Origin of the sequence: Cobetia sp. 10Alg 146, from assembly GCF_029846385.1 — a bacterium.
In the GTDB taxonomy this organism is placed as follows: Bacteria; Pseudomonadota; Gammaproteobacteria; order Pseudomonadales; family Halomonadaceae; genus Cobetia; species Cobetia marina.
Genome location: NZ_JARWKT010000016.1, coordinates 1 through 4676, shown reverse-complemented (window position 1 = coordinate 4676; position 4676 = coordinate 1). Strand labels below are relative to the sequence as shown.

Annotated in this window: 1 protein-coding gene and 1 pseudogene; both read right to left on the bottom strand. The window is 54.1% G+C overall.

All coding sequences use genetic code 11. The features are described 5' to 3' along the window. Positions 1-283 (bottom strand): annotated as a pseudogene (locus QD172_RS17255) (hypothetical protein); the annotation flags it as partial. A 116-nt stretch (positions 284-399) separates the two neighbouring features. Continuing rightward, positions 400-4647, bottom strand: a complete 4248-nt coding sequence (locus QD172_RS17250; RefSeq protein ID WP_279856360.1) for a hypothetical protein — start codon at positions 4645-4647, stop codon at positions 400-402. Between the last annotated feature and the right edge of the window lie 29 nt (positions 4648-4676).

Here is a 4676-nt window from a genome sequence, read left to right as displayed (position 1 = left end):
CGGTGCCGACGCTGCTTTCCAGACGTGGCCAGTAGCCATCCTCGGCAATCTCGATATCCGTCCCTGCGGCTCGGACATTGGCCTGGGCGGCGTCGATGCGAGGGTCATGTCTGAGCACATCGCTCAAAACTTCGGCGAGATCACGTGTCGTCTGAGCACTGGCCGGTAGCGAACTCGCCAGACCGGCTGAGACGACACAGACGGCGATGGAAAGCCTCTTCATTCGTATGCGCAGAGTTGTCGCCTGTCCGATGGCGGACGGACAACGAAATAGGGTGGGCATCATGTCACTCCTTGGCCCCAGGGTGATCCCTGAAGTTGCGTCATCCTGACGCTTTATTCGTGTTCAGTGCGTACTTGTTCATCGGGAAGGCGCCCCCTGAGGGGCGCATCCCGGGACTAGCCGTTGTTGGTATTCACCGTGACATCCTGATCGATGTACAGCGTGGCACTGCCAAGTTCATATGTATCATAGGTCGTGCCGTTGATTTCGGACGATATGCCAGTATCGACAGCCCCAGCCGCTTTTACGCTATCGCCTTCATCGCCATCGATATACAGCTCGTTATCACCATCGGTGAGATTCAATACCGTATCGGCATCGATTTTCAGACTGGTGCCGGTCTCGCTGCTGGCCGAGATGTCGAGCACTTCGATGTTGGTCATGAGACTGGGCTCAGCCTGGGCGGACAAGGCGACGAGATCGATGCCTTTTCCTGTGCCATCGAAGCTGACGGTATCGATGTCAGCGCCACCCTCGATGGTGAAGTCCAGGCTGGAAGTGACGATCAGGTCATCACCCGCGCCACCATCGAAGGTATTGCTGCCTGAATCGCCAATCAGCAGGTCATTCCCTGCGTTCCCGATCAGTGAGTCATCCCCCTCGCCACCTCGAATGACATCATCAAAGCTACTGCCGATGAGAGAGTCATTGCCGGAAAGGCCGAATATGGTGCCTCCTTCGAGATTGGCTGAAATATCGATTTCATCATCGGTCAGCAGGCTACCAATAAAGGTCTTACTTTCGTCGATACCGGAGAATAGGGGTTCATTGGAATCAAGCAGCTCCACACCTGCCAAAGAGGAGATGGCATCCGTGGTGCTGGCATCGTAGGCATCGGTAGCCGTGATGCTGTAGGCATCCAATAGATCGATGTTTGCTAGATTCAGATCCGAAATTCCGCCATCACTGAACCCAACGGTCGCTAGGAATTGAGTGAGCGCCAGGTTGTCGATATCCCCACCGTCAGTCGCGGTAATGGTCAGTTCCGCAGTAGTGGCAATTATGCCGAGGACACCATTGTCGTCTGGTGTAACTGATAGGCCAAGCGAAGTTGCCAGGTCGTTATCCCAAGTGAACTCAGGGTCCGTGAATGTACCAGTCAACAAATTGACATCCACCAGTGCAGAGTAGTTGATCACCACCTCGCGCAGGTTGTTGTCAGGGTCTGCAACGAAGACCTTGTTGTTGGAAAGGTCTATCAGATCGAGTGCTTCGAGACCCACCAGGCCCAACAACTCAGAATCCTGCAGTGTGACGATAGGGGCGGTATTGGTGACCACATCCAGGCTTTCCTCACCGACGAAGGTGACTTCGCCCGTCGCCGTGTCGCCATCACCATCCACGACCGTGACACTGACATCCGTTTCATTGACCTCTGTGCCCACCAATAACTGTTCACCGCTGATGAGGGAATCGATGACCTCACTGCTCGTCAAGGTGCCACCGTCGGTCAGATCGAGACCATTGAGATTGATGACCTGGTTGGCGGACGTGGCAGGGGAAGCCGTCAATCCACCCTCTGTGTTGATATAGAGGACGGTTGCATTGGCTGACGAGACATATTCAGCACTGATATAGGTCGCGAGGTTGTTGGTGGCGCTATCGACATAATAGGCCCCGTTGAGCATATCGCGCAGATCAAGAATGTCTCCCGATCCGACGCCACCATTGTTGAAGTTGAGCACGGTGTCTGTTGCCGCAGCAGTGACAGTGCCCTCATCACCGGACTCCCAACGAAGGATGTCGACTCCGTCACCACCGTTCAGGGTGTCGTCGTCTGCACCGCCGATCAGCAGGTCAGTCGCACCACCTCCGTTCAGTTCGTCATTGCCGCTGCCACCGCGCAGGATGTCGCTGCTAGTGCCTCCATTGAGCTCGTCATTACCACCATAACCGTAGAGTGACTCGCCTGTGCTAGCAGCGGTAAGAGTATCCTCTCCCTCATTTCCTTCCTTGATCGGCGGTTGGTAGTCTCCCGAGATAAGGTCAAGATCAAGATCGATAACAGTTGCATTTGCTGCTACGTCGGAGGTTGCATCCAGCGTATCTGTAGCTGCAATACTGGTTGTGCTTAGGATGGATGAGATAATGGCATCGAGGTCTAGGATATCCAGCAGGCCGGAAAGTATTCCGTCTGTCGATATAGTGAAGTCGATGCTTGCCAAAATTTCATTTATTTCTAGGTTGGAAATCTGGCTTCCATCAGCCTTGGTGATGGTGATTGTTTCTGTTGACACTCCACTCTGTGTAGTAATTTCCAGCCCCAGCTCGCTTGCCATAGCTGCGCTGTAAGTCCAGCTGCTATTTCCGACGAGAGTGTCCAGCAACTCCTCTATAGTAGGCACATCGACAAAGGGCACTGCATCCAGTGTAGCTAAAGTGAGCTCCAACAAGTCAGAGATGCCATCCAGATACGTGCTGACTGTATTGTAGATGTTGCTTGTGCTGATACTGACTGAAGCGAGGTTGTTGTCTACGTCGTAAGCGTTGTAAAGCTGATTGTTATTCAGGTCTACAATACTTAGTACATTAGCACCCACAATTCCCAGTACATTGTCAGTCTCTGTGACATTGACAATTGGTCGAGAATTGGTCTCATCTGCGGTACTGAACTGGCCCTGGTGGCTGTAGCTATAGTCCCCTGAGTCGATATTCAGGCTGAAGGATTCACCGGACAGCGTCTCGACCGCCAGAATGCCATCGACGATGCTGACAGTATTACCAGCCTCCAGAGCAATCTCGGTAGAGGTGCCGGTCACGTCCGCGTAGGTGCCATCTTCAGAAACAGTGAATGTCAGGCCCTTGAACGTGAAGGACTGCACCTGCCCATTTGCCGCATCAGCACCGAATCCGAAATCATCCTCACCATCGAAGATGGAGCCGGTGTAATTCGTATTCGAGCTCAAAGACTCTACGACGGTACTTGCCGCAATTGTCGGTACATCATCAGTGATATCGATGTTCAAGGTGCTGCTGGTGCTCGACGCACCATCGGTCAGAGTGACAAGCACATCCACCGTGGATGACTCGGCATTCACCTGATCGATGTTGCCGAGCAGTTCCGCGCTGTAGATAACTTCCGTTCCATCCTCGGTGACGGAAACGACCATGACGGCCGTCGCAGCAGCATTGTCGGCATCACTTGCCAATGTGAGTGTGCGCCCTTCATCAGTAATGACCCATTCAAGTGCCTGGCCGTTGCTGGTAAGCGACTCGGTGGAGCTGAGTGAGAGTGTTGCCTCACCGCTGGTATCAGCGAATGCCGGAGTGCTGGCGACGGCAGTCGCTGAGACGACTAGCGCTTCCTCTATTGTGAGACGGTTGGTATTTCCCAGAACGAGGAAGTCATCGCTCAGCTTGGTGGCCGTATCCGTGATGGCTGTCTCGTTTTCATTACCTGCATCGTCAGTCACGGTCATCGTGACAGTCAGCAGCCCCTCTGAAAGTCCGGAGAGATCGACACCAGACACAGTCACTTCACCTGTTGCTGAGACAGTGATGTTCTCGGTAGGGACGGTGACGGAGCCATTGTCGGCATCGGTGATCACGATCGAGAGATTGCTGCTGGTCAAGCCAGCTTCGACAGTGCCTTCGAATGTCACATCTGTCGCTTCTGCAGCATTGATGTCCCCATCAACATCCGTGAAGTTGATGACACTCCCTGTCGGAGCAGTCGTATCGATGACGATGTCTTGACTCTCGATGGCGCCATCGTTGCCCGCCGCATCCTGCACCTTGAGCTGCACGGTGGCAGAGGCGGTGAGATCGGCATCGGCGTAGCTGACGGCAGTACCGGTCACGCTGTCGGTGATGTCGACCCAGGTGGTGCCATCGGTGCTGTACTGCAGCGTTTCGCCTTCGGCAAGCGGAGCATCCAGTGTGGCCGAAATTGTCAGGCCATCATCGTCATTGGTGATGAAATCATCGGCTGCGAGGCCAGTGTCATTGCTGATGGAGTCGATGGTGACAGTGGTTACGGGAGCCGTAGTATCAATGGTCACTGTGCCCAGGCTGATTTCATCGCTGACATTACCTGCGGCATCAGTAATGACAGCAGAAGCGGTATAGCTACTGCCATCGGTCAGCGAGTCACTCGGGATTGTCACGGTCACGGATTCAGCATCTATATCCGTGTCATCAAGCTCTACAGCAGTAGTAATCACATTGTCCGCATCCTCGGTGTCAACCAGAGTGACCGTTGCCGTATCCCCTGCGACGGTATCCGCACTGAGCGTGACTTCAGCTTGCAGACCATCTGTCAGCTCATCGATGTTCACGCCATTGAGGGCTTCACCAATCACTAGTGACGGCGGTGCGCCTGGGGCTGTTGTATCGACTGTGATGGCGATGGCGTTGGACAGCACGCTGTCATTGCCGGCGGCATCGGTGGCAA